Origin of the sequence: Streptomyces sp. NPDC086549 (assembly GCF_044746205.1) — a bacterium.
In the GTDB taxonomy this organism is placed as follows: Bacteria; Actinomycetota; Actinomycetes; order Streptomycetales; family Streptomycetaceae; genus Streptomyces.
In genome coordinates this window covers 140,229-161,757 of sequence record NZ_JBIVBS010000008.1, presented here as the reverse complement: position 1 = coordinate 161,757, position 21,529 = coordinate 140,229, and the positions used below count along the sequence as shown (strand labels likewise).

Below are 21,529 nucleotides of genomic sequence, written 5' to 3'. Positions count from 1 at the left end.
GGGAACCTCACACGGTCGCGAGGCGATGGAGCTCGTCGCGGTGCGGGCCGCCGGGGAAGTGCCGCAACTCGTCGCGGGCGCAGACCAGGTGCTCCGCGGCCATGGCGTCGGCGGCGTCCAGCGCACCGCTGGCCTCCAGCAGGTCCCGCAGCTGCGTACGGCCGCCGTGCTCCGGGTCCGTGAGGATCTCCTCCAACGTCTGCCGCTGGGCGGCGTCGGCCATCTTCATCCCCAGCAGGACGGGCAGCGTCGGGCGGCGGTTGCGCAGGTCCGAGTCCCTCGGCTTGCCCATCGATCGCGGCGCTGTGTAAGGGAGCAGGTCATCGCGGATCTGGAACGCCAGGCCCAGGCTCTCTCCGTAGCGGCGAGCCGCTCCGGCCAGCTCCGAGGACGCGTCGGCCATGATCGCTCCGATGTGGCAGGCGCAGGCCATCAGGGCACCGGTCTTGCCCTGTGCCATCGTCACGTAGGCCGAGATGTCGTGGCGGAACGAACCGGCCATGCTCAGCTCGGCCGCGGCTCCCCGGCACACCGCTGCCCCGGTCCGGGCCTGGACGCGCGTCGCCGCCGCGATCTGCCGGTCGGTGGCCCCGTTGCGCCCGCACTCGTCCAGAGCCGCGAACCAGCTGAAGTACAGGGCGTTTCCGGCGATGATCGCGGTCTCGACCCCGAACGCCTTGTGCACGGCGGGCCGTCGGCGGCGCACCGTGTCGTGGTCGATGATGTCGTCGTGGACGAGGCTGCCGACGTGCGCGGCCTCCAGGCCCACGGCCGCCGGGACGGCTGTCGCCATGCGGCCGCCGAGGGCAAGGGCCGTGTGGCACAGCAGCCGGGGGCGCAGGAGCTTCCCGGGCGCGGTGATCGCATAGCGGGCGACTGCGTCGATGCCGCCCGCGTCGCCGCACCAGCAGTCCGCGAAGGCGGTCGCCAGAGCCGTACGCACCTGCTCTGCGGTAGTGCGGGCCATCGCTGCCTCGTTCTCAGGACCGGTAGCGGGGGTTGACGAGGTGCACGTCGTGGATGCCGCGCAGCAACTGGCCCGCGCCCTCGATGTAGCGGCCGAGCCCTGCCCGGTGCTCTTCGTCCAGGCGCAGGTCGTCACAGAGGAAGGGAACACGGGCGGCCGCCCGCTGGAAGCGGGCGTGCGCCCGCTCGACGTGTCGGCGCACCCACTCGACGGCCGCGTCCCGGTCCACCCCGTGCTCGGCCCGACAGCGGAGTACGAGGTTGTTCGGGTCCTGTCCGGCCTGGTCGTTGGGCAGGGAGAACACGTCGTTGATGCCGATCACGGCATCGGCCGCGGCATGCCGCAGCTCACGCATGGCCGGGGCGTGGTACACGCTCGGGGGTACGTCGTAGCCGATGGCGGTCTCGACCAGATCGAGGTTCGCCCAGGTGCCGATCGTCCAGCGCCGCCAGCCGAGATAGTCCTCGATCGTCGGGGAGTGGTCGCGGGCCAGGGACTCGCTGACCAGGCCCGCGAGGAACCGCTCCAGGTGGCCGGCGAAACGCGCGTACCAGACGGGGGACGTCCGCTGCCGCAGCCTGATCAGGAGGTCCGCGGCGGCGGACTCCAGGGCGTCCATGGGGTCGGGACGGTCGGGCTGGTACAGACGGCCGGTGATCCGGTCGGCGACCGGTGCGACGGTGGCCGGCGTCTTGCTGTGCGGTCCCTTGAACCGGTCGTCGAAGACCAGCCACAGCCCGTTGAAGCAGGTGATGAGGTTCAGAACCTCACCCCGGGCCTGTGGGTAGCACATGCCCGACCAGAGGCCCACCACATGGGCCTGCCGGGGGTCGAACGGGGCCGCACCCTGCACCTCGCCCCGGTCCGAGATCCGCATGCGGTCGAACCAGTCGACCAGATGCGTTCCCGCAGCGTCGGCGTCGGGGCTGATTCCGGCCGGAAAGGGCACGGCGAAGCATACGTCCGTCGGGCCGAAGTCGATCACGGCCGCTCCCCTCTGTCCGCCACCCCGATCACCGAGAGCCGATCATGACTCCTCCGGTGGCCACGGGACCGACGGCGAGAGCCTCGGCTGCCCGATCGGGTGACGACATTGATCGGAATGAACCAACTCCTTCGCCGGTCGGGAAGCGGCCCGGGGAGGGCGGGCCGGGGAAGCCCGGCCCGCCCTCCCTGTCCTGCCTGTCAGGCGGCCGCGTTGATGGCGGCTGCCTTGCCCTTGCTGACGGCGTCCTCGTGGGCCTTGGTCTTGGAGGCCTCGGCCAGCGGGATCAGCTCCGCCATCGCCGGGTTGGAGTGCGCCATGGTGAGCTCCGGAACGATGAAGTCGACCTCCATGCCCAGCATGTCGCCGAGGAGCGCCTGCAGCAGGTTCTGCACGTACTCGAAGCCCTCGCGCGGGGTGCCGGGGGCGTACGAGCCGCCGCGGCTGGCGGCGACGTAGACGGGGGTGCCCTTGACCGCGGACTCCTCGGTCATCGCCGTACGGCCGACGAGTATCACCTGGTCCAGCCACGCCTTCAGCGTGGACGGGATCGTGAAGTTGTACATCGGGGCGCCGATGAGCACGGCGTCCGCGTTCTCCAGTTCCTCGATCAGCTTCAGACGCGCGGCGAAGGCCTCCGCCTGCTCCGGGGTGCGGTCGTCGGGGGAGGCGAAAGCGGCGGACGCGGCCAGGGCGTCGAGGTGCGGGACCGGATGGGCGTTGAGGTCGCGGTAGATCACGGTGCCGTCGGGGTGCTGCTCCTCCCAGGCCTTACGGAAGGCGGCCGTGACCGAGCGGGAGGTGGAAGCGGCCTCGGGCCAGAGGGACGAGTCCAGCTGCAGCAGCGTTGCCATGGGGGTCTCCAGACATAGTGGTGCGAAACGTTCGAAACGTTCGAAACGTGCGAAACGGAGGGGCGACACAGGGCCCGCCATTCCGTGCGCTCCTAGTAATAACACAGGGGCTTACTTTTTTTCACCTACGACGGACGGCATAGTAGACTGAGGCCATGGAGGTCACGAGGGAAGCCGGCGTAGAGCCCTGCAAGAAGGTCGACACCGCCATCACGCGCGTGTTCGGGCTGCTCGGCAAGCGCTGGACCGGCCCGATCCTGGCGGTTCTCATGGAGCACCCCGTGCACTTCGCCGATCTGCGCCGTGCCATCCCGGGCATCAGCGAGCGCATGCTCTCGGACCGGCTGACCGAGCTGGGCGCGGCGGGCCTCGTCGTGCGTGAGGTCGATGAAGGGCCGCCGCTGCGGGTCTCCTACCGGCTGACCGAGTCCGGGGGAGCCCTCGAACCCGCCCTCAAGGAACTCAGAGTCTGGGCGGAGGAGCACCTCCCGGAAGCCGAGGACGGCACCGGACCCTGCTGCGGGTGAGCCGCGCCGGGCGCGCATCCCGCCGGAACGCAGGCCCGCGGGACGAGTCGGTGCCGTTGTTCAGCCGGCACGCGACGGGGCACTGCACGTCAGTGGATTGCGTAACCGCCTTGCTTCTGGCCGCAGTTGACGAGAGTTCGACCTGGGCCTGTCATGGGGCCGTCGGCCGTGCAGGGCCCGGCCGACGGATGGTTCCACAGGCACCCGCCGGTCAGCGACGGGATGGGCGTGCGGTCACGGGGTCTGGTTGAAGAGCGCGGTGATACTGCGGTTCTTGTTCATGGTGATCTGGTACTGCGTCGTGGCGTCGGACTGCTTCACGCCGTCGACCTCCCAGCCCGCGAACACATAGCCGGCAGCGGGGTGAGCGGTGACGGTCACCTGGGTGCCGGGGTCGTAGGGGCCGAATTCGCTGACCGTGACAGTGCCGCCGCCGGCCGGGTTGGCCGAGATGTTGAGACTGTGCCGGACGGTCACCTTCGTGGCGCGGTAGGCGGACACGATGGGGGTGGCGAGTTTCGCGATGCCGGCATTGTTGTTCTTCGCGTCGCCGAGGGCCTGGCCGTTGATCGTGTTGGTGGTGTTCGAGTACTGGTTGATGACCTTGCAGGTGGGTCGGCAGGGCGTGTTGTAGGCCATGAGCGTGTGGTAGCGCTTGTCGGCGGTGATCCAGCCGAAGTTGGTGGCGTTCGGGCCCGGCGGCGTCTCGCCGTTGGTGGTCACCGTCTGGCGGTCGTGCCGCATGCCCAGGTTGTGGCCGATCTCGTGTCCGAGGTTGTCCCAGTCCTTCGCGGACAGGACGCTCGTGACCGAGTAGGCGTCCTCGCTGGTCTGTGCGGTCACCGGCTCCGGCAGATCGGCCGAGCCGGAGCTGTTCTGGGCGGGGATGGAGGCGAGCAGGGCCACCAGGTCGGCGCCGTAGAGCTCCCGGGCCGCGTGGGCCGGGGCGCCGAGGGTCTGGTCCTGGGGGTCGTCGAGCTTGTCGAGCATGGTGCCGGCGTCCTCGTTGGCCACGCCCGACGCCAGCGTCTGGTAAGTGTGGACGACGTGCACGCTGGCCGGCACATTGGTGACGGCGAAGGCCTTGTTGATCTGGCTCACGCCGTAGCGGATCCGGGCCTCCACCTCCGAGACTCCGCCGAGTTCGGTGACGGCGGCAGGGGTGTAGGGGACCACGATGTCGATGGCGACGGGGTTCGAGGCGTCGACGGCCTTGGGCGCCGCATGCCCGGAGGGGGCCGGGGAGGTCTGCGGCACGGCGTCGATGCCTTGCCCGCTGGGGGGCAGGAGCAGGGTGTCGATCTCCTCCAGGCAGTACTCACCCGGGTGCTTGGGCACCGGATTGAAGAGATAGTCCTTGGTGCCGATCTCGATGACGCCGTCGAGGGTGACCGGCCCTCGCGTACAGGCCCCCATGATGGACAGGGAGACCGTGTCCTCGGGGTTGTTCGGGTCGTGGCCGTCCCAGTACAGGGTGCCGTCGGCGTCCTTGCGCAGGTAGTCCCGCACGGCGGTGATACTCGGGCCGTTGCGGAAGAGACGGAACGTGCGGGTCTCCGGCACCCCCTCCGCCTGCTCACCGCACAGCGCGGCGAACTCCTTGGCGTCGGCACGCATGACGGCACTGCGCACTACCCAGGGCTCGTGAGGGCGGGGGCCGGAGCCGGCGAGCGCCGGGGTCGGGGTCAGGGCCAGGGGCATGGCGGTGAGGAGAACAGTCGCCGCGGCACTGGCGGCCAGCAGGGAACGACGCATGAGCTACGTCAGCCTCTCTGTTGGGGGATTCGCCCCATAATCAGCTGTTAATAACGCCTCGCGTCATCGAACACGTAGGCACAAGCGGCATCTCGCGTCGAGGTTCATCCAGTCAGCCGTCAGCGGGCCCGGAGCGTGATCGGGCGCCGTTGAAGTGGCGCCCGCCGTACGGGTGGGTGATGGCTGCCGGCGGGATCCGCACCGTCGGATGCGGCTGCGAAGCGTCGTCGCTGCTGCGCGAGCCCGAGTGAGCTGCGCCGGTGACGGGTCGGCAGGACCTCGACGGCGTCCGCGGCGTCGAGGTCCGGCTCGACAGCGTCCGCACTGCCGTTATTCGGCGGGACGCAGGCTCCATGCCTGGCGCAAGTTGCCGGTGTCGAGCGGCCTCAGAGCAGTGCGGGGCGGGAAGATCCGTAGCGGGCTGACGTCGGCGGCGAGTCTCTCGCAGTGGATGGGGCCCGTGGGGACGAGGTGGAAGCTGCCCGGCTGTGTGCCGTCCTGGAGCGTCCATTCGCGGAGCTGGGGGTATCCGAACAGCGGTTTGTTGGTTTCCGGGTCGCCGACGAGACTCAGGTATGTGCCGCCCCTGAGATTGCGGATGGCGTAACTGCCATTGCCGAGCTTCTTCAGCCGCCACAGCTGCCACTCCTGCTCACCCGGATGGCCGGAGGGCGGCAGGAGTACCACGGGTGTCTTGGGCTCCGGTGACCCTCTCTCCAAGGTGAGAAGCTGCCCGCCGGGGCGGGAGATCGTGTAGGTGCCGTTCGGTACGGGCGCCAAGTCCGGCTCCATTTCCGACGGGCGGCGTCCGTTCGGAGCGCCGCCGGTCCACGAGGTCGACGGATCTTTCCCCGGCCGACGCGTCGTGGGGGAGGGCAGCGCTATTTGTAGCTCGTCGGGGCTAGGGCCTGTCCGGCGGATCATGCCGCGGACGCGGGGTCTGGCACCGCGCCGCAGAAGATCGTTCTGGCAGACTTCCGCGCATGAGTGCAGATCGTCCTGCGAGCATCCCTTCCGGTCTGGTCGTTGAACTGTCACGGGCCAAGGTCAAACCCGGTGCCGAGGCCGAGGCCGACAGGTGGATGCGTATGCTCAACGACCGACTCGACGAGTGTGTAGCCACTCTGGATCGCGAGCGGACGGCGATCGAGATCGTGTTCCGGCTACGGGAAGACGGCGAGGACCATCTGTTCTGGGTCACCGTGAGAGGAGAAGACGGGGCGGGCCTGGATCGCAGTCTTCCAATCGATCGCGATCACATTGAGCAGGCCAAGCGGACAAGGGAACCTGGCTGGGTGGAGGCCGAGCCACAGGTGCTCATGCTTCCGGAACCCGTGCGTAAAGCGGTGTTGAGCTGGGCGCTGCAAGAGCAGTAGCTGAACTCCTCAATCATGGTGAGGAGTCGGTGGCGACCTCAGTCGGTGTCCGTGAAGCTCGGACGGGTCACGGGGCTGCCTCGGAGGAGCGAGGAGCCGAGGCACTGACAGGCCATCAGGGCCAGGCCCAGCTCGGTGGGGCGGTCGTGGACCGACTGCCCCATGGCTTCCTCGGCCTTCCGGATGCGGTACTGCACGGTGTTCTTGTGCAGGATCTGACGGCCGGCGGTCGCGGTGTAACTGCAGCCGGTGGCAAGAAAGATCTGCAGCGTTTCCCGCAACCGTGCGCAGTGTTCGTCGTCGGTCGCCAGTTCCCCGAGGACGCTCCGCACCCAAGCCCGTGTGTCGTCAATGTCCTTGCACATCAAGGCGATCGGGGCGACTTGGGGGTACAGGGTGACCCGGGTGCCCGGACCGGCCGCCACCGCCAGTTCCTGCGCCCGCAATGCCTGCCGGTGGGTGCGTCTGAATCCGTCGAGACCTGACTCCAGGTCACCCACGCAGGCCAGTGCGGCGGGATCGGTGTCCTCGACAGTGCCCGACAGCAGGGCCCAGGGGACTTCGTCGCGTGAGCCGAGCGGCAGCCAGGCCCACGCCAGGGTCTCGTCCCGGGCCACGAACAGCGGTCGGGTGTCGCAGTGCAGTTCTGCCGCGATGGTGCCGGTGAGCCGGTCGAGGCGGGACAGCGCCGCTCCGCCATGGGACCGCTCCGGCAGCCAGAGCACCATTCCGACGTGGCGCTGCCGCAGCCGGTAGCCGAGGATCGATTCCGCCCATTCGGGGTCCACGTGATCCTTGTCGAGGAACTCCCGCACCCGTCCGGTGCGGGCCGCGGTCCGGCTCAGCAGCCAGCGGTCGCGTTCATGCTGGTACACCTCGATGACCTGCTCGGTGATCCGGTCGATGTAGCCGAAGCTCACTGCCAGCAGCCGGCGTGTGCTCTCGGCGGAGACGTATCCATCGGCGTACTGACGCTGGAGTTCGTGAAGACACCACTGGATGAAATGAAAGTGGCCTATCCGGTACGCCCTGACGAGTGCGCTGACGGGAATTCCTCGCTGGGCCAGCCTGCGGGCATATTCGAATGCCGCCGCCGGCCCTTCGACATTCTCCAGAGCGACACCGTACTCAAGGACATGGAGCAATGTGATGACATTTTCCGAGACGCTCGCGTGAAGCAGGCCGAGGATGGCCTGGTCCCCTCTGAGCTCCGGAATGTCGAGAACCAGGTGCTCCCAGATGTCGCGGCTGATCTCCGAGGCGTGCTCCCCTGCCTCCGAGGCCACAGCCGTCAGACGCTTTATGGCTTCGGCGTCACCCATGGCCATGAAATCACCGTACCGCGGTGATGGTGAAGGGGCTCGATCAGGGCCGCGGCCGCTCGTGGCCGTGTGGCTACGGTGAGTCTTCTGTGTCGTCGGCACCATGCCGGCCGGAAAAGTCGTGTCCGGCGCCCGATGGCTTGTCGGCCGATTTTTCCTAGCATGCTGAGGGCAGCCCATGTGAACCGACGAACTCGTGCAATGAGACGGGCCACGAGCCCATGCAATGAATGCGTGGAGGAAACCGGAGAGGAGCATCGGGCAGATGAATGCGATGCGGAGCACCGCGACGGCAGGCATCGATCTTGTCACCGTAGGTTCGGGGAACGGGAAACCGGTCGTCCAGCCGCCTGTTCTGGGGGGATCCGAGCACACGGACTACTACCTGCTCAACGATCTGCTGGACGACGAGCAGCAGGCCATCCGCCAAAAGGTCCGTGACTTCATGGACCGGGAAGTCACCCCGATCATCAACCCCTACTGGGAGCGGGCGGAGTTTCCCCACGAACTCGTCCCCAAGCTGGCCGAGCTGGGCATCATCGGCTTCCAGATCGAGGGCAACGGCTGCCCGGGTATGAACAACGTGACGGCCGGCCTGGTGATCCTGGAACTGGCGCGCGGCGACCTGAGCATCTCCACGTTCTGCGGTGTGCACTCGGCCCTGGCCATGATGTCGATCGCGCTGTGCGGATCGGAGGAGCAACACCAGCGCTTCCTCCCGCCGATGGCCCGCCTGGAGAAGATCGGCGCCTTCGCTCTGACCGAACCCGCTCATGGCACGGACGTGGTCAAGTTGGAGACCACCGCACGGCGGGACGGAGACTCCTATGTACTCAACGGCCACAAGCGGTGGATCGGCAACGCGACGTTCGCCGACTACGTGATCATCTGGGCCCGCGGCGAGGACGGCCACGTCGGCGGATACGTCGTCGAGAAGGGCACACCGGGCTACGAGGCCGAGGTCATCACCGGCAAGACGGCGCTGCGCTGTGTCCAGAACGCGCAGATCTCCCTCACCGACGTCCGCGTACCCGCCGAGAACCAGCTGGCCAACGTCAACACTTTCCGTGACACCGAGAAGGTCCTGCTGGCCTCCCGCTTCTGCGTGGCATGGGAGGCGATCGGAGCCGCCATCGCCGGCTACGAGACCGCCCTGGCCTACGCGAAGCAGCGCAAGCAGTTCGGGGTGCCGCTGGCGGCCAACCAGCTCATCCAGTACAGGCTGTCGCGCATGCTGGCGGACATCACCGACATGCTGTGCATGCAGTACCGGCTCAGTCAGCTCATGGACGAGGAGAAGTACTCGATGCCCAGGGTCGCCCTGGCCAAGATGCACTACACCGAGCGCGCCCGGGCCATCCTCGCCGACGCCCGCGACATGCTCGGCGGCAACGGCATCTGCCTCGACTACCACGTGGCCCGGCACCTGTGCGACATCGAGGCCATCGACACCTACGAAGGCACCGACACGGTACAGGCGCTGATCGTCGGACGGGACATCACCGGGTACAACGCCTTCGTGCCCATGGCTCCTCCAGGTCACTGACCCGGCTCACACAGCGTCGGCGCCCACGGCCGCGGCCACCGGCGCCGCGCGAGAGCCATGTCGAGAAAGGATCGGTCATGGCGGACACACCCCTGCTGGAGGGACTGCACGTCGTCGATCTCGCGAGCTTCATCGCCGGACCTGCCGCGGCCGCCATCCTCGGTGACTTCGGCGCCGACGTCGTCAAGGTGGAACCACCGCGCGTGGGCGACACATACCGTTCGCTCAGCCGCATGCCACCGAACCCTCGGGTCGAGGGGGTCAACTACCCCTGGCAGCTGGACAACCGCAACAAGCGCAGCATCGCGCTCAACCTGAAGTCGCCCGGTGCCCGGCCCGTGGTCGAGCGGCTGGCGACGTGGGCGGACGTGCTGGTGATCAACTTCCCGCCGCGCGTACGGGCCAAGCTGGGCCTGGAATACGACGACCTGGCCCCCCTCAACGCCCGGCTGGTCTACGCCGATGTCACCGGCTTCGGCGAGGAGGGTCCCGAGGCCAACCTGCCCGGGTTCGACGTGACGGCGTTCTGGGCGCGCAGCGGCCTCATGGACGTGACGCGCCAGCGGGAAGCACCGCCGGCGATGAACGCGTTCGGATCGGGCGACCACCCGACGGCCATCACCCTGTTCGCCGGGATCATGACCGCGCTGTACCGGCGGGAGAGGACCGGCCAGGGCGCGCGTGTCACCGCGTCGCTGATCGCCGAGGGAGCCTGGGCGGCGAGCATGTGGCTGCAGGCCGTGCTGGTCGGCGGAAAGGCCCCTCGCCCGGCCGACCGGTCCGACCCGCCGAACGCGCTCGCCAACGCGTACCGCACCGCGGACGACCGCTGGCTGCTGCTGGCCTTCGCCAACGAGGACAAGCAGGTCCCCCTGTTCCTCCGGGCCATCGGCCACCCCGAGGCGGCGCAGAACCCGCGCTACGCCGACTCACCGAGCCGCCGCGCCAACGCCGCCGAGATCGCCGGCCTGCTGGACAAGACGTTCGCGGCCCGTCCGCTGGCCGAGTGGCGTGAGGTGCTCGATTCGGCGGGTCTCACCTACGGAGTCGTCCAGACGCTCGAGGAGTTCGCCCACGACCCCCAGCTCGTGGCCAACCGGATCCTCGTTCCGATCGACGACGGCAACGCGGAGCCGTACCTGACGGTCGACAGCCCCGTGCGGCTGGACCAGGAGCAGAAAGTCCGTCCGCGTCCGGCCCCTGACCTCGGCGAACACACCGAGTCGGTGCTCCGTGACCTCGGCTACGACGATGCGGGGATCGCGGACCTGCGTCAGGCGGAAGCGATCGAGTGAGGTCGCGGTCCGACAGGGGGGAGAAGGGAATCACCATCATGAGCGAGGCCACCGGCACCCCAGCGGTGCACACCGAGGAACGCGACGGCATTTTCGTGATCACCATCGACCGGCCGCAGGCGCGGAACGCCATCGACGGTGCCACCGCACGCGCGCTGGCCGCCGCCGTCGACCAACTCGACGCCCGCGACGACCTCGTGGTCGGCATTCTCACCGGCGCGGGCGGCGTCTTCAGCGCGGGCATGGACCTCAAGGCGTTCGCGGCCGGCGACACACCCATTGTCTCCGGACGGGGATTCGCGGGCATCACCCGCGCCCAGATCAAGACCCCCCTCATCGCCGCCGTCGAGGGCTTTGCGCTGGGTGGCGGCACCGAGATGGCGCTCGCCTGCGACATGATCGTGGCCGCCCGGGGCGCCACCTTCGGTCAGACCGAGGTCCACTACGGCATCGTGCCGCCCGAAGGCGGCATGGTGCGTCTGCCCGAGCGCATCCCCCGCAACATCGCCCTGGAGCTGCTGCTCACCGGCGATCCCCTGCCCGCCGAACGCGCCGAGCGGCTCGGCCTGGTCAACCACCTCACCGAGCCGGGTCAGGCGCTGGAGCAGGCCCTGGAGCTCGCCGACCGCATCGCGAGGAATGCCCCGCTGGCCATCACGGCCGTCAAACGCGTCGTCAACGAGCGGACCGCCTTCCGGGACGAGGACGCCCTCCTCGATCAGGATCAGATCGTCGCCCCGGTGCTGGCGTCCCTGGACGCGCGGGAAGGCGCCCGCGCCTTCGCGGAAAAGCGCCAACCGCACTGGCAGGGCCGCTGACGAGGCTCAGCAGGCCTCGGCCCGGTCACGCGACACCACAGTGACGCGACGGAAGTTGCATTCGACGGGGAGTGTGCCGTCGGCGGTGGGCTCCGACTGATGCGCCTTCAGAGCGACGCTGACCAGGCTCAGCAACAGGTCGACGTCCGCGCGGCAGTCGACGTGAATGGTCACCCATCGCGAGCCCGGTATGAGCCGGACCGCGGTCGACGCCTGCAGATCGTCGTGAAAGCGCTGGATCGCGTGGGCGGTGAGGTGCAGGTCCACGTCCCGCCCGGAATGGAAGTGGACGATCTCGCCGTGGAGGGACCGCAGTGCTCGCCCGGCGCCGCAACTGGCCGGGCCCGCGCTGAGGTCGGGCCAGTCTTCCAGTTGCTCCATGACGCGCTTGGCCAGAGTCATGGGTTCATGGTCGTCTGCTTACTGCGGCGCCACCAGAGGTTGCGGAATCTGTAACCGGGACGTGAGGTGGCACGGGGCGTCAGGGGTGATGGGCGCTGCTGGGCTGCGGTGTTTCGTTCAGGGCGTGCATGAGGGCGATCTGCGCACGGTCGCGCGCGGTGGCGAGTTCGTCGACGGTGCCCGTGCCGAAGGCTTCGCGCGCCTGGTCGGTGAGGAGGGCGACGGTGGCGTCGTCGAAGGACGGATTGCCCAGGGCGGGCCACATGGAGGCTTCCATGGTGCGGCCGAGGTGTTCGAGGAAGTGGGGCAGTCCGCCGGGGCCGCCGCCGAGATGGAAGGTGCGGAAGGGACCGGCGACGGCCCAGCGCATGCCGATGGAGGAGGTGACGATGTCGTCGAGTTCCTGCTCGGTGACCACACCTTGGGCGACGAGGAAGACGCATTCGCGGAAGAGGGCGGACTGCAGGCGGTTGGCGACGAAACCGGGAATCTCCTTGCGCAGGACCTGTGGCCTCTTGCCGAGTGCGGTGTAGAAGGCCTTGGCCTGTCTGACGGTTGCCTCGGAGGTGCTCTCGCCCGGCACGACCTCCACCAGCGGGACCAGATGCGGCGGGTTGAACGGATGGCCCACGATCAGGCGCTCCGGCTGCCGCATCGCCGTCGCGATGGCGGTGGCCGGGATGGTCGAGGTCGAGGTGGCCAGCAGCGCATGGGCAGGGGCGGCCTGCTCGACGGTCTGCCAGATCTGCTGCTTGAGTTCGAGGCGTTCGGGGCCGTTCTCCTGGATGACGTCGGCGTCGGCGACGGCCGTGGCCAGGTCGGCTTCGAAGGTCAGCCGGTCGGTGAGGTTCTCGGCGGGCAGTCCGAGCGCGGCCAGCGTGGGGGTGATCTCCGCCAGGCCCGCCCGGACGAGGTCCTCGATATCGGTGCGCGGGTCGTTGATGACGACGTCGATGCCGCGGGCGAGAAAGAGGCCGGCCCAGGAGACGCCGATCACGCCGCCCCCGATGATCGCGGCACGCTTGTAGGAGTCCAGAACGGCCGCGTCGTCCTCGCTTGGGTTCATGTCCTGGGGTTCAGAAGTGGGGGTCATGATCTCGGGCTTTCTCAAGACGTCCGGCTTCTGCCGTCTCAGTCGGCGAGGTAGTCGTAGACGGCTTCCACGGCATCGAGGGTGAGGTCGGTGAGGATGTGGCCGGCGCGGACGACCTGCAGCACGGGCAGGTCCGCCAGCGGGGCGATCGCGTGGGCGAAGAGCTGAAGGCGGGCGGGACCGGTGAAGGCGCTCTTGACAGTGATGTCGCTGATCCGGGTGCGGACCAGGTCGCAGACGCGGGGCGTGCCGTCGTAGTGGGGCAGCGTCTTGACCATGAAGGTGGGGGTGCAGATCTCCGCACGCGCTTCGTCGAGGTCCATGGCGTGGTGCTTGTAGCCCATGGTGGCGGTGGCAACGCGAAGGGTGCCGTAGTCCAGCGTGCCGACCAGGGTGTCGGAGTCGACGTACAGGGCGGGTGAACCGGACTTCTTCGGATACGCGCTGTACTCACGGCCGCTGGAGATCGCCGGAACGCTGTCGACGTACATCGCGAGGCTGAACTCGCCCGCCTCCCCGTCGTATTCGACGGCGATGAGCTGGCCGGCTTCGGTGTAGTCACCCAGGCCGGTGACGTCGGGCATCCGCATGACCTCGAAGCGGACCAGCGGATCGGTGACGGTCAGTGGCTCGGGCGTGAGGCGGCGCAGTACTTCGGGGTCGGTGCGGTAGACGATGTTCAGGTACTCGCGGTCGGTGAAGCGGTACCGAGTGGGGGCGTAGGCGGGGGAGTCCAGCGGGGTGGTGAAGCACCGCGCGACGTCTCGCTTGTCCATCAAGGCCTCCATGGGCCGTCCCGTCCTGCTGTCCCCACACCATGAAACTCCGCGTCCGACCTGTCCGCGACTTCATCCCGGGCCGGCGCCGGCGGCCCGGGAATGCGACGGCGAGAGCCCTTGTTCAACAGCACAGAAGCTGACATGGGCTGGTCAATGTGACCCATGTCGGTGAAAGGAGGACCCTGTGGCACGCAGCACCGCGCGTCCCGTCGTCAAGCTGAAGTCGACGGCCGGGACCGGCGTCACCTATGTGACGCGCAAGAACCGCAGCAACGACCCCGACCGGCTCGTCCTGCGCAAGTACGACCCCGTGGCGGGGCAGCACGTCCCGTTCCGCGAGGAACGCTGAACCGAGCCTCCGCCCTCCGAGGGCGGAGGCCGTGAGGAAGGAAACCCCATGAGGACGGGAATTCATCCCAGCTCCCGACCGGTCGTCTTCCGTGACCGCGCGGCGGACGTCGCATTCCTGACCCGCTCCACGGCTGCCTCGGATCGGACGATCCAGTGGGAGGACGGCAACACCTACCCGGTGATCGACGTCGAGATCTCGTCGGCGAGCCATCCGTTCTACACCGGAGCCTCCAGGGTCGTGGACACCGCCGGCCGTGTGGAGCGCTTCGAGCGCCGCTACGGCAGCCTGGCCCCGGCCGGTCGCTGACAGCGAGCCAAGGCCCCAGGAAGCCGAGGCCCGAGGAAGCCAAGGGCCGAGAAAGAGGTAAGACAGTCATGAAGGTACGCAAGTCCCTGCGCTCGCTGAAGTCGAAACCGGGGGCTCAGGTGGTCCGTCGACGGGGCGTGGTCTTCGTCGTCAACAAGAAGAACCCGCGCTTCAAGGCCCGTCAGGGCTGACGCTGCGCCGGTAGGCCGGACGGTCCGGTCCCGCGGCACACGGGACCGGACCGTTCCGCGTTGTCCGTGCGGTTCAGCGCGGGTGGTCGTGGTTGTGGTCGTGGCCCGGGGGCCGGTCTGCCAGGGCTTGCGCGCGGGTGGTGACCTCGTCCGGTGACACGGTGCCCTGGCCGACGAGGACGTCCTCGAGGGCGTCCAGCCAGAGCCGGTAGTAGTCGTACGGCTCGTCCTGGGCCGCGGCGGCCTCCTGGGCCACGATCCGGGCGATCAGCGCGGCCTGGAACTGCGGCCAGGTGAACGCGCCGGCCTCGTACAGGGTGACGGCCATGCCGAAGGCGCGGCTCTCCCACGGCTCGGCGAACACCAGCTCACCGTTGGAGCGGGGCGGGGCGGCCGGGCCCTTGATGTCCAGCGGTGCGCTCATGGCGCCTCGACCTTCGCCACGCCGACCATCGCGTCCCGGCTCACCAGCGGGACGAGCTCTTCCTCGGTCAGGTGCTCGGTGCCGGCCGGGCGTTCGGGCAGTACGAACCAGCGCACTTCGCTGGTGGAGTCGTGGACGGTGATCTGCACGTCTTCGTCGAGTTCGAGCCCCATCTCGGCCAGCACCGTGCGCGGCTCCTTGACGATACGAGACCGGTAGGCGGGGTCCTTGTACCAGCTCGGCGGGAGACCGAGCACCGGCCACGGGTAGCACGAACACAGGGTGCACACCACGACGTTGTGGGTGGTCGCGGTGTTCTCCACGACGACGATGTGCTCGCCCTGCGGACCGGAGAAGCCCAGTTCCTTGATGGCGGCCGTGCCGTCCTCGAGCAGCCGTCGCCGGTACTCAGGGTCGGTCCATGCCCTGGCGACGACCTTGGCGCCGTTGAGCGGGCCCACGTCGGTCTCGTACGTGGAGATGATCCCGTTCATTACCTTCGGGTCGATCAGGCCCCGCTCGGTGAGCAGTTGCTCGAGCGCCTCGGTCCGCAGGGCCGCGGGAAGGTGCTCGCCCTTGCCACTGGTGGTGGTCATGAGGCCGTCTCCAGGTAGCTCTCGTACATCTCTACGGTGAGTGCGAAGGCCTCGGCATCGGCGCCCCACAGCTCGCGCGAGTCGAAGCGCACCGAGTAGACGTGCTGCGGGTTCTCGCCCAGGAAGTGCGCGTTGGTGTCCGGCAGCACGGCGGCGGGCCGGAGAGACTCGACGAATCCGATGTGTCCCCGCACATAGTCCGGCAGCCTGGTGTGCCCGGGCGGCGAGATGTCCCTGGCCCGGACCCGCCGGCCGACGGCGAAGGCCGGTGCGGCGTCCACGGAGCGCAGCGAGCCCTCGGCGGTGCTTGCGTAGTCGGGCAGGGCAGGCTCGGGGACCGGCGGTTCCTCGACGTGTTCGCCGCGCAGATTGCGGCCTCGGGCCTCGATCGCGCCCGGCGCCAGGACGGCGCTTTCGGTGAGCATGAGCTCCGCGCCGTTGAGCCAGCGTCCGTAGTAGCCGTCGTCCAGGTAGGCGGCTTGGTCCAGGCGCTCCAGCGCGTGCCGGAAGGCGTCCGTGTTGACGCCGCCGCACGCCACACGGCTGGAGAGGATCGCCAGCGCGAAGGCCCGGCCCTGCCAGGGCTCCTCGAAGACGGGTTCGTCGCGTCTCGGCGGGTGCGCGGGGCCCCAGCCCGAGGTGCCTCCCATGTCGGCAATGCCACTCATCACGTAAACCCCCAAATATCTGCAATTCGGGTACATCAACCATAGATCGTAGGAAAGTGACAGGCGCGTGTGATCGCGCCACCGCTCGGCCACCCGGCAATTCGGCTACGCAGAAGGAGGCCACCCCATGGTCGCGAGCAACCTTGTTCTCGTCACCGGCGCCGGTGACGTGGGCCGCAAGATCCTCGGGGACCTGCGCGCACAGGACGTACCGGTGCGGGTGATGGTCCACCGCGACGGCGACCGCGCGGCCGAGTTCCGCACGCTCGGCGCGCAGGTCGTCGTCGGCGACCTGACGCGGCCCGAGACCGTCGCGCCCGCGCTGGAGGGCGTTGCGCGGATGTACTTCGCGATGCCCGTCTCGCCGGACCATCTGCTGGCCGCGACGGTGGTGGCCACCGTGGCGCGCGAGTACGGGCAGCTGGACGGCCTGGTCGACATGTCACAGATGACGGTGTCGCAGATGACCGCCACCAGCACCGGCGAGTCCCATCAGCAGCGGCTGCACTGGCTGGCTGAGCAGGTACTGAACTGGTCGGGCCTGCCGGTGATCCACATCCGGCCGACGTCGTTCCTGGACAACCCGCTGTTCACCACCCTTGCGGCGCGGTCGATCCGGGAGAACGGCACGATCGCGCTGCCCTTCGGTACCGGGCGCACGTCTCCCATCGCCACCGAGGACGTCGCCCGGGTGGTCGCCGCCGTGCTGCGCGACCCCGCCCCGCACATCGGGCACGTCTACGAGCTGACCGGGCCGCGCACGGTCGACATGACCGAGATGGCGGAGGATTTCTCCCGGGCGCTGGGACGTCCGGTGACCTATGTCGACGTGCCGCTGGACCAGTGGCGGGCCGAGGTGCTCGCCAAGGCGGGCCTGTCGCCGCACGTCGAGGACCACATCGGGACCATGGCCCGACTGCACCGCGAGAACCGCTACGACCGCTCGTCCGACGACGTCGAACGCGTGACGGGTGTACCTGCCCAGAGCGTCGAGGAGTTCGTGGCCGCTCGCAAGGACTTCTACCTGGGCTGAACCGTCGCCCCGGACTGCTTCACCGAGGCCTTCTGGCCGCGGCCGATCTGACTCCGCGCGTGCTGCTGCCCGCACACGGATCGATCCCCACGGCCCCCCGTGCGGCCTCCGCCACCGCGCTGCGTCACTGCGCTGCGTCGCGCCCAGCGGCCCGTCGATGACCTGGTCGGCGCTGTCCGGCAGGGCGCACGTCGGATCTTCGCCTTCGCCCTGATGGTCCGGGACGGGATTCCCGCCGCCAGGTCGAGTCCTGCCCGCCCGCACGGGCTCCCCCGGCCGCGCCACGCGTGCGCAGCCGTCCCGGCCACGAGCCCCGGGTGACGGAGAGGGCCGGGCTCGACGCCGCTGGTGCCGAGCCCGGCCCTCTCCGGTGGTGCATTCCCCGCTGGTGCCGAGCCATCGCTCGGCTGGGCTGGTCAGTCCGTGCCGAACTCCATCGCGGCGCGGTCCAGCATCTCGTCCTCGTCGGAGACCTCGCCGCGGGAGGCGATGGCTTCGGCGCCGCCCTCCGGCATGGTGCCGATCAGCCCGGTCGCGGCCGCCTGCGCGGCCCCGATCGCGGGGTTGGCGGTGCCGATCAGGCCGAGCCCGGCGTACTGCTCCAGCTTGGCGCGTGAGTCGGCGATGTCGAGGTTACGCATGGTGAGCTGGCCGATCCGGTCCACCGGGCCGAACGCCGAGTCCTCGGTACGCTCCATGGACAGCTTGTCCGGGTGGTAGCTGAACGCCGGACCCGTGGTGTCGAGGATCGAGTAGTCCTCGCCGCGCCGCAGCCGCAGCGTCACCTCACCGGTGACGGCCGCGCCGACCCAGCGCTGCAGCGACTCACGGATCATGAGCGCCTGCGGGTCCAGCCAGCGGCCCTCGTACATCAGCCGGCCCAGGCGACGCCCCTCGTTGTGGTACTGGGCCAGGGTGTCCTCGTTGTGGATCGCGTTGACCAGACGCTCGTACGCGGCGTGCAGCAGGGCCATGCCGGGCGCCTCGTAGATGCCGCGGCTCTTGGCCTCGATGATCCGGTTCTCGATCTGGTCCGACATGCCCAGGCCGTGGCGGCCGCCGATGGCGTTCGCCTCCATCACCAGGTCGACGGGGGAGCCGTACTCCTTGCCGTTGATCGTCACCGGGCGGCCCTGGTCGAAGCCGATCGTCACGTCCTCGGGGAGGATCTCGACCTCAGGGTCCCAGAACCGTACGCCCATGATGGGCTCCACGGTCTCCACGCCGTTGTCCAGGTGCTCCAGCGTCTTGGCCTCGTGGGTGGCGCCCCAGATGTTGGCGTCGGTGGAGTACGCCTTCTCCGTGCTGTCACGGTAGGGGAGCCCGTGGGCGAGCAGCCACTCCGACATCTCCTTGCGGCCGCCGAGCTCGGTCACGAAGTCCGCGTCCAGCCAGGGCTTGTAGATCCGCAGGTGCGGGTTGGCGAGCAGGCCGTAGCGGTAGAACCGCTCGATGTCGTTGCCCTTGAAGGTCGAGCCGTCGCCCCAGATCTGTACGTCGTCCTCGAGCATCGCCCGGACCAGGAGGGTGCCCGTGACGGCGCGGCCGAGCGGCGTGGTGTTGAAGTAGGCACGCCCGCCCGAGCGGATGTGGAAAGCGCCGCAGGTGAGCGCCGCCAGGCCCTCCTCTACCAGCGCCGCGCGGCAGTCGACCAGGCGCGCGATCTCGGCGCCGTAGGTCTTCGCGCGGCCGGGCACCGAAGCGATGTCGGGCTCGTCGTACTGACCGATGTCGGCGGTGTAGGTGCACGGGACGGCACCCTTGTCGCGCATCCATGCGACTGCGACCGAGGTGTCGAGGCCGCCCGAGAAGGCGATGCCGACGCGCTCGTCGGCGGGAAGGGAGGTGAGGACCTTGGACATAGATAGATTATGCACTGCCTCGCATGGTCATGCAAAGCGCCATGTGAGGCGCCGTGCCGAGCGGCCTGCGACGCGCCATGCGGGACCGGTGCATGACGAAGCCGTACCGGTGCGACATGCGGGGTTACCGTCGGCGGCATGGACCTTGATCGCCAAGGGTGGCTGCCGTGTCTGCTGGGCGGGGCCGTGTTCGCCGTGTGCATGGCCGGCACCACGCTGCCGACTCCCCTCTACCCCCTCTACCAGGAGAAATTCGGCTTCTCCGAACTGACGGTCACCGTCGTGTACGCCGTGTACGCCTTCGGTGTCATCGGCGTGCTGCTGTTGGCGGGCAACGCCTCGGACGCCGTGGGCAGGCGTCCCGTACTGCTGTGGGGCCTGGGGTTCGCGGCCGCGAGCGCCGTCTGCTTCCTGAGCGCCACCGGGCTGGGCTGGCTGTACTCGGGGCGCCTGCTGTCGGGACTGTCCGCCGGTCTGTTCACCGGGGCTGCCACGGCGTACGTGATGGAGCTGGCACCGTACGGCGGTGCCTCCCGGGCCACGTTCGTGGCGACGGCCGCCAACATGGGCGGGCTGGGCTGCGGTCCGCTGCTCGCCGGAGTCCTCGCACAGTACGCCGCCTGGCCGCTGTACCTGCCGTTCGCCGTGCACCTTGCCCTGGTCGCCGGCTCGGGCGCCGTCGTCCTGTGGCTGCCGGAGACCGTACGGGAACGGCGGCCGCTCGGCACCGTACGGCCGCAGCGTCCCAGCCTGCCCCCACAGGTGCGCGCGGTGTTCGGGCCGGCGGCGATCGCCTCGTTCGCGGGGTTCGCGTTGTTCGGGGTGTTCACATCGGTCAGCCCCGCGTTCCTCGCGCGGTCCCTGAACCTGCACGACCACGCCGTGAGCGGGCTGGTCGTCGCCCTGGCCTTCTTCGCCTCGACAGCCGGACAGCTGGCCGTCGGCCGGGTCGGGGTGGGGCGGTCACTGCCGCTGGGCTGTGCCGGGCTCCTCGCCGGGCTGGTGCTGCTCGCGGGCGCGCTGCGGTGGGACCTGCTCTCGCTGGTGGTGCTGAGCGCCGTCGTCGGCGGGGGTGGGCAGGGGTTGTCGTTCCGCGGGGCGCTGGCCGCCGTGGCCGAGGCGTCTCCGGCGGACCGGCGCGCGGCGGTGATCTCGACTCTGTTCGTGGTGGCCTACGCGGGCATCTCGGTGCCGGTGATCGGTGTGGGCGTGCTGACGGGGCCGATCGGCCTGGAAGGCGCGGGGCTCGTGTTCATCGCATGCATGGCCGTCCTGGTGTCGTCCGCGGGCGTCTACCTGCTCCGGCGGCAACCGCAGGCATCTCACCGTACGAGCGGGTAATGCGCGGTGACACGTGCAATCGATAACGATCCCGGCGCGCACCTTGCGTCACGGCTGATCACCTCTAGCCTCCTGACATGGCATTTCTCTCAAGTCGCCGCAGAAGGGCGCGCCTCGCCCTCGCCCTCGACGACGCTGCCCTCAGCCGGCTGCTGAAGTCCCTGCAGGCGACGACCAGCACGGGCACGATCGCGACGACAGACCTGTGCTCGGCCCAGATATCCCGTCTCCTGGACCAGGGCGCGGACGACTGGGACCGCCGTACGCACCAGATATCCGTCCTGGCGTACAGCCTGTCCGAGTCCCACGTGCCTCGGGCCTGGGCCACTCGCGAGCCGCGCAACGCGAGCGCGCTCGTTCTGCACGCATGGGCGCAGCTCATGCGCGCACGTTCTCAGGGGCGTCTGGAGGACGGGGACGCCGTCGCCAAGAGCTGTTTCCAGGCAGCCGACCTCGCGCCGGAAGACCCCACTCCCTGGGTGGTTCTGCTGGGGTTGTCACGGCTGGAGCGCCGCAACCAGTCCGAGGTGTTCGGCATCTGGAACGAGGTACTGACACGCGACCGCTGGAACCGCGAGGCGTACCTGAACATGCTGCACTACCTCGGCCCGGAGGAAATGGGGTCGCGCATCCAGGTACTGGACTTCGTCGACGCCGTCCGCGCCCGCGCACCCGAGAACGCGCCCTGCGCGGCGACGGAACTCACCGCCCAGGTCCGGCAGTACCAGTCCGTCCTCACCCTGGGCGGAGTCGAGGCGCTGATGGCACGCAACCACTGGTCCCACGCGGCGGCCGCCCAAGCCCTCGACCGTGCGGCCCATACCTGGGCCCGGCCCGGGTTCTTCCACCACGCCGCGACCCTTGCCGACCTGAACCTGCTCGCCTATGCGCTGATGGCCGCAGAACGGCGACGAGAGGCGCGTCCGGTCTTCGAGGCGATCAACGGCACGGTCGCCGCCTGGCCCTGGCGCGTCGACGGCGACCCCGTCTCCGAGTTCGAGAAGGCACGGAACAGGGCTTCGGCCGGCCTGTGACGC

At 69.2% G+C, this 21,529-nt stretch carries 24 protein-coding genes; 11 read left to right on the top strand and 13 right to left on the bottom strand.

Annotation, left to right across the window (positions count from 1 at the left end; genetic code table 11):
• Positions 1 to 7: 7 nt before the first annotated feature.
• From ACIPSA_RS25345 to ACIPSA_RS25335, 3 genes are all read right to left on the bottom strand, one after another.
• A complete protein-coding gene (locus tag ACIPSA_RS25345; protein WP_402638266.1) occupies positions 8 to 967 on the bottom strand; it encodes a polyprenyl synthetase family protein in 960 nt (319 codons plus the stop codon).
• 13 nt (positions 968 to 980) lie between these two features.
• Positions 981 to 1,952 (bottom strand): hypothetical protein, encoded by a 972-nt coding sequence (locus tag ACIPSA_RS25340; RefSeq protein WP_402638265.1) that lies wholly within the window; start codon positions 1,950 to 1,952, stop codon positions 981 to 983.
• A 200-nt stretch (positions 1,953 to 2,152) separates the two neighbouring features.
• The gene (locus tag ACIPSA_RS25335) at positions 2,153 to 2,806 is read right to left on the bottom strand and encodes an FMN-dependent NADH-azoreductase (RefSeq protein ID WP_402638264.1); all 654 of its coding nucleotides are present in this window, start codon (positions 2,804 to 2,806) and stop codon (positions 2,153 to 2,155) included.
• Positions 2,807 to 2,961: 155 nt separating this feature from the next.
• Between ACIPSA_RS25335 and ACIPSA_RS25330 the strand changes: the two genes are divergently transcribed.
• The gene (locus ACIPSA_RS25330) at positions 2,962 to 3,333 is read left to right on the top strand and encodes a winged helix-turn-helix transcriptional regulator (protein WP_402638263.1); all 372 of its coding nucleotides are present in this window, start codon (positions 2,962 to 2,964) and stop codon (positions 3,331 to 3,333) included.
• Positions 3,334 to 3,567: 234 nt separating this feature from the next.
• Here the strand turns inward: ACIPSA_RS25330 and ACIPSA_RS25325 are convergent, their stop codons facing one another.
• Both ACIPSA_RS25325 and ACIPSA_RS25320 read right to left on the bottom strand, forming a co-directional pair.
• The gene (locus ACIPSA_RS25325) at positions 3,568 to 5,088 is read right to left on the bottom strand and encodes a reprolysin-like metallopeptidase (protein ID WP_402638262.1); all 1,521 of its coding nucleotides are present in this window, start codon (positions 5,086 to 5,088) and stop codon (positions 3,568 to 3,570) included.
• Between the two features lie 330 nt (positions 5,089 to 5,418).
• Positions 5,419 to 5,868, bottom strand: coding sequence for a hypothetical protein (locus tag ACIPSA_RS25320; protein ID WP_402638261.1), 450 nt, complete (start codon positions 5,866 to 5,868; stop codon positions 5,419 to 5,421).
• 203 nt (positions 5,869 to 6,071) lie between these two features.
• Between ACIPSA_RS25320 and ACIPSA_RS25315 the strand changes: the two genes are divergently transcribed.
• Positions 6,072 to 6,464, top strand: coding sequence for a DUF6176 family protein (locus tag ACIPSA_RS25315; protein ID WP_402638260.1), 393 nt, complete (start codon positions 6,072 to 6,074; stop codon positions 6,462 to 6,464).
• Between the two features lie 38 nt (positions 6,465 to 6,502).
• On the opposite strand, the gene ACIPSA_RS25310 is transcribed toward ACIPSA_RS25315, so the two are convergent.
• Positions 6,503 to 7,792, bottom strand: coding sequence for a PucR family transcriptional regulator (locus tag ACIPSA_RS25310; RefSeq protein WP_402638259.1), 1,290 nt, complete (start codon positions 7,790 to 7,792; stop codon positions 6,503 to 6,505).
• Between the two features lie 259 nt (positions 7,793 to 8,051).
• Between ACIPSA_RS25310 and ACIPSA_RS25305 the strand changes: the two genes are divergently transcribed.
• The 3 genes from ACIPSA_RS25305 to ACIPSA_RS25295 all read left to right on the top strand — a co-directional run bounded on the left by ACIPSA_RS25305 (position 8,052) and on the right by ACIPSA_RS25295 (position 11,445).
• Positions 8,052 to 9,332, top strand: coding sequence for an acyl-CoA dehydrogenase family protein (locus tag ACIPSA_RS25305; protein WP_402638258.1), 1,281 nt, complete (start codon positions 8,052 to 8,054; stop codon positions 9,330 to 9,332).
• Between the two features lie 77 nt (positions 9,333 to 9,409).
• The gene (locus ACIPSA_RS25300; protein ID WP_402638257.1) at positions 9,410 to 10,627 is read left to right on the top strand and encodes a CaiB/BaiF CoA transferase family protein; all 1,218 of its coding nucleotides are present in this window, start codon (positions 9,410 to 9,412) and stop codon (positions 10,625 to 10,627) included.
• Positions 10,628 to 10,665: 38 nt separating this feature from the next.
• The gene (locus tag ACIPSA_RS25295) at positions 10,666 to 11,445 is read left to right on the top strand and encodes a crotonase/enoyl-CoA hydratase family protein (protein ID WP_402638256.1); all 780 of its coding nucleotides are present in this window, start codon (positions 10,666 to 10,668) and stop codon (positions 11,443 to 11,445) included.
• A 6-nt stretch (positions 11,446 to 11,451) separates the two neighbouring features.
• Here ACIPSA_RS25295 and ACIPSA_RS25290 read toward each other — a convergent pair whose 3' ends face one another.
• The 3 genes from ACIPSA_RS25290 to ACIPSA_RS25280 all read right to left on the bottom strand — a co-directional run bounded on the left by ACIPSA_RS25290 (position 11,452) and on the right by ACIPSA_RS25280 (position 13,716).
• On the bottom strand, positions 11,452 to 11,847 hold the full coding sequence (locus tag ACIPSA_RS25290) for a luciferase family protein (RefSeq protein WP_402638255.1): 396 nt from the start codon (positions 11,845 to 11,847) through the stop codon (positions 11,452 to 11,454).
• 79 nt (positions 11,848 to 11,926) lie between these two features.
• A complete protein-coding gene (locus ACIPSA_RS25285; RefSeq protein WP_402638254.1) occupies positions 11,927 to 12,940 on the bottom strand; it encodes a 3-hydroxyacyl-CoA dehydrogenase family protein in 1,014 nt (337 codons plus the stop codon).
• A 38-nt stretch (positions 12,941 to 12,978) separates the two neighbouring features.
• On the bottom strand, positions 12,979 to 13,716 hold the full coding sequence (locus ACIPSA_RS25280; RefSeq protein ID WP_402638253.1) for an acetoacetate decarboxylase: 738 nt from the start codon (positions 13,714 to 13,716) through the stop codon (positions 12,979 to 12,981).
• 187 nt (positions 13,717 to 13,903) lie between these two features.
• Between ACIPSA_RS25280 and rpmG the strand changes: the two genes are divergently transcribed.
• From rpmG to ykgO, 3 genes are all read left to right on the top strand, one after another.
• On the top strand, positions 13,904 to 14,068 hold the full coding sequence (gene rpmG / locus ACIPSA_RS25275; RefSeq protein WP_402638252.1) for a 50S ribosomal protein L33: 165 nt from the start codon (positions 13,904 to 13,906) through the stop codon (positions 14,066 to 14,068).
• A 48-nt stretch (positions 14,069 to 14,116) separates the two neighbouring features.
• Positions 14,117 to 14,377, top strand: a complete 261-nt coding sequence (locus ACIPSA_RS25270) for a type B 50S ribosomal protein L31 (RefSeq protein WP_402638251.1) — start codon at positions 14,117 to 14,119, stop codon at positions 14,375 to 14,377.
• Positions 14,378 to 14,445: 68 nt separating this feature from the next.
• Positions 14,446 to 14,568, top strand: coding sequence for a type B 50S ribosomal protein L36 (gene ykgO / locus ACIPSA_RS25265; RefSeq protein ID WP_054244622.1), 123 nt, complete (start codon positions 14,446 to 14,448; stop codon positions 14,566 to 14,568).
• A gap of 73 nt (positions 14,569 to 14,641) precedes the next feature.
• On the opposite strand, the gene ACIPSA_RS25260 is transcribed toward ykgO, so the two are convergent.
• From ACIPSA_RS25260 to nthB, 3 genes are read right to left on the bottom strand one after another with little or no spacing between them, the layout of a single operon-like run.
• A complete protein-coding gene (locus tag ACIPSA_RS25260) occupies positions 14,642 to 14,992 on the bottom strand; it encodes a nitrile hydratase accessory protein (RefSeq protein ID WP_402638250.1) in 351 nt (116 codons plus the stop codon).
• The gene (gene nthA, locus ACIPSA_RS25255) at positions 14,989 to 15,588 is read right to left on the bottom strand and encodes a nitrile hydratase subunit alpha (protein ID WP_402638249.1); all 600 of its coding nucleotides are present in this window, start codon (positions 15,586 to 15,588) and stop codon (positions 14,989 to 14,991) included. Before nthA ends, ACIPSA_RS25260 begins: the two co-directional genes overlap by 4 nt.
• A complete protein-coding gene (gene nthB, locus ACIPSA_RS25250; protein WP_402638248.1) occupies positions 15,585 to 16,256 on the bottom strand; it encodes a nitrile hydratase subunit beta in 672 nt (223 codons plus the stop codon). Before nthB ends, nthA begins: the two co-directional genes overlap by 4 nt.
• 127 nt (positions 16,257 to 16,383) lie before the next feature.
• Between nthB and ACIPSA_RS25245 the strand changes: the two genes are divergently transcribed.
• Positions 16,384 to 17,289 (top strand): NmrA family NAD(P)-binding protein, encoded by a 906-nt coding sequence (locus tag ACIPSA_RS25245; RefSeq protein WP_402638247.1) that lies wholly within the window; start codon positions 16,384 to 16,386, stop codon positions 17,287 to 17,289.
• Between the two features lie 416 nt (positions 17,290 to 17,705).
• On the opposite strand, the gene argG is transcribed toward ACIPSA_RS25245, so the two are convergent.
• Positions 17,706 to 19,151, bottom strand: a complete 1,446-nt coding sequence (gene argG, locus ACIPSA_RS25240) for an argininosuccinate synthase (protein WP_402638246.1) — start codon at positions 19,149 to 19,151, stop codon at positions 17,706 to 17,708.
• Positions 19,152 to 19,289: 138 nt separating this feature from the next.
• On the opposite strand from argG, the gene ACIPSA_RS25235 reads away from it, so the two are divergent.
• The gene (locus ACIPSA_RS25235; RefSeq protein WP_402638245.1) at positions 19,290 to 20,492 is read left to right on the top strand and encodes an MFS transporter; all 1,203 of its coding nucleotides are present in this window, start codon (positions 19,290 to 19,292) and stop codon (positions 20,490 to 20,492) included.
• A 77-nt stretch (positions 20,493 to 20,569) separates the two neighbouring features.
• Entirely contained in the window at positions 20,570 to 21,526 is a 957-nt protein-coding gene (locus ACIPSA_RS25230) for a hypothetical protein (RefSeq protein ID WP_402638244.1), read from the top strand.
• The last annotated feature ends 3 nt before the right edge of the window (positions 21,527 to 21,529 follow it).

Excerpts from the sequence above, each read along its gene's own strand:
- ACIPSA_RS25335 (WP_402638264.1), bottom strand. The coding sequence starts at position 2,806 with ATGGCAACGCTGCTGCAGCTGGACTCGTCCCTCTGGCCCGAGGCCGCT.
- ACIPSA_RS25280 (WP_402638253.1), bottom strand. The coding sequence starts at position 13,716 with ATGGACAAGCGAGACGTCGCGCGGTGCTTCACCACCCCGCTGGACTCC.
- ACIPSA_RS25325 (WP_402638262.1), bottom strand. The coding sequence starts at position 5,088 with ATGCGTCGTTCCCTGCTGGCCGCCAGTGCCGCGGCGACTGTTCTCCTC.
- argG (WP_402638246.1), bottom strand. The coding sequence starts at position 19,151 with ATGTCCAAGGTCCTCACCTCCCTTCCCGCCGACGAGCGCGTCGGCATC.
- ACIPSA_RS25290 (WP_402638255.1), bottom strand. The coding sequence starts at position 11,847 with ATGACTCTGGCCAAGCGCGTCATGGAGCAACTGGAAGACTGGCCCGAC.
- ACIPSA_RS25245 (WP_402638247.1), top strand. The coding sequence starts at position 16,384 with ATGGTCGCGAGCAACCTTGTTCTCGTCACCGGCGCCGGTGACGTGGGC.
- ACIPSA_RS25310 (WP_402638259.1), bottom strand. The coding sequence starts at position 7,792 with ATGGCCATGGGTGACGCCGAAGCCATAAAGCGTCTGACGGCTGTGGCC.
- ACIPSA_RS25260 (WP_402638250.1), bottom strand. The coding sequence starts at position 14,992 with ATGAGCGCACCGCTGGACATCAAGGGCCCGGCCGCCCCGCCCCGCTCC.
- ACIPSA_RS25315 (WP_402638260.1), top strand. The coding sequence starts at position 6,072 with ATGAGTGCAGATCGTCCTGCGAGCATCCCTTCCGGTCTGGTCGTTGAA.
- nthA (WP_402638249.1), bottom strand. The coding sequence starts at position 15,588 with ATGACCACCACCAGTGGCAAGGGCGAGCACCTTCCCGCGGCCCTGCGG.
- ACIPSA_RS25300 (WP_402638257.1), top strand. The coding sequence starts at position 9,410 with ATGGCGGACACACCCCTGCTGGAGGGACTGCACGTCGTCGATCTCGCG.
- ACIPSA_RS25270 (WP_402638251.1), top strand. The coding sequence starts at position 14,117 with ATGAGGACGGGAATTCATCCCAGCTCCCGACCGGTCGTCTTCCGTGAC.
- ACIPSA_RS25295 (WP_402638256.1), top strand. The coding sequence starts at position 10,666 with ATGAGCGAGGCCACCGGCACCCCAGCGGTGCACACCGAGGAACGCGAC.
- ACIPSA_RS25285 (WP_402638254.1), bottom strand. The coding sequence starts at position 12,940 with ATGACCCCCACTTCTGAACCCCAGGACATGAACCCAAGCGAGGACGAC.
- ACIPSA_RS25235 (WP_402638245.1), top strand. The coding sequence starts at position 19,290 with ATGGACCTTGATCGCCAAGGGTGGCTGCCGTGTCTGCTGGGCGGGGCC.
- ACIPSA_RS25305 (WP_402638258.1), top strand. The coding sequence starts at position 8,052 with ATGAATGCGATGCGGAGCACCGCGACGGCAGGCATCGATCTTGTCACC.
- ykgO (WP_054244622.1), top strand. The coding sequence starts at position 14,446 with ATGAAGGTACGCAAGTCCCTGCGCTCGCTGAAGTCGAAACCGGGGGCT.
- ACIPSA_RS25345 (WP_402638266.1), bottom strand. The coding sequence starts at position 967 with ATGGCCCGCACTACCGCAGAGCAGGTGCGTACGGCTCTGGCGACCGCC.
- ACIPSA_RS25330 (WP_402638263.1), top strand. The coding sequence starts at position 2,962 with ATGGAGGTCACGAGGGAAGCCGGCGTAGAGCCCTGCAAGAAGGTCGAC.
- nthB (WP_402638248.1), bottom strand. The coding sequence starts at position 16,256 with ATGAGTGGCATTGCCGACATGGGAGGCACCTCGGGCTGGGGCCCCGCG.
- ACIPSA_RS25230 (WP_402638244.1), top strand. The coding sequence starts at position 20,570 with ATGGCATTTCTCTCAAGTCGCCGCAGAAGGGCGCGCCTCGCCCTCGCC.